Here is a 625-nt window from a genome sequence, read left to right as displayed (position 1 = left end):
CGGACACAGACCAACTACATCACTGTCACCCTTGCCGCCGCACCCCTCGTCACCGGCCCTGTGGCGATGCCCGCCGTCATCCCAACCGACACCGACGGTTCTCCCGGAACGGGTGAGACGACCGTGCTCTCCGTAACAGTGACCGGTGCGAATGTCGCTTCAGTGACGGTGAACCTCATGGCGATCGGCGGGTCTACGGCGGCAGCGATGACCGACGCCGGGGACGGCACCCGGACGGCGAGCACGGCCGCCACCATCGCCTCACCCTTCGCAGACGGCGCCTACCAGCCGGTCAACCTGGTCGTGAACGCGACGAATACGGACGGCGCCAGCAACACGACCGTCACGATCCCGCTCACGGTCGTGAAAAACGGCGACGCCAACGAGGATAACCGGGTTTCGCTCTACGACGCCGTCTACACCGCCCGGCACACGCTCGGGATGGAGGGCTACCCGATGACGGAGAGCGTCGGCGAGGTCTCGGGCGATAGCGAGCTCTCACTCCACGATGCGATGTACCTCGCAAAGCACGTGCTTGCAATCCCCGGGTACGAGCAGTTGCACTGAAAGAATTGAGCAGGCTGCTGTAAAACCGGAAATAGTCACGAAAAAAGAGCGGCGGATC

General features: G+C 63.7%; 1 protein-coding gene. It reads left to right on the top strand.

Annotation, left to right across the window (positions count from 1 at the left end; all coding sequences use genetic code 11):
• Window positions 1-567: hypothetical protein (locus ABH15_RS13740; RefSeq protein WP_206633461.1), on the top strand; the 567-nt coding region annotated here is incomplete at its 5' end.
• Window positions 568-625 lie beyond the last annotated feature (58 nt).

This window comes from Methanoculleus taiwanensis, from assembly GCF_004102725.1.
Classification (GTDB): domain Archaea; phylum Halobacteriota; class Methanomicrobia; order Methanomicrobiales; family Methanoculleaceae; genus Methanoculleus_A; species Methanoculleus_A taiwanensis.
Note: the sequence above shows the minus strand (reverse complement) of the source record. Positions and strands in the feature narration are given on the sequence as shown.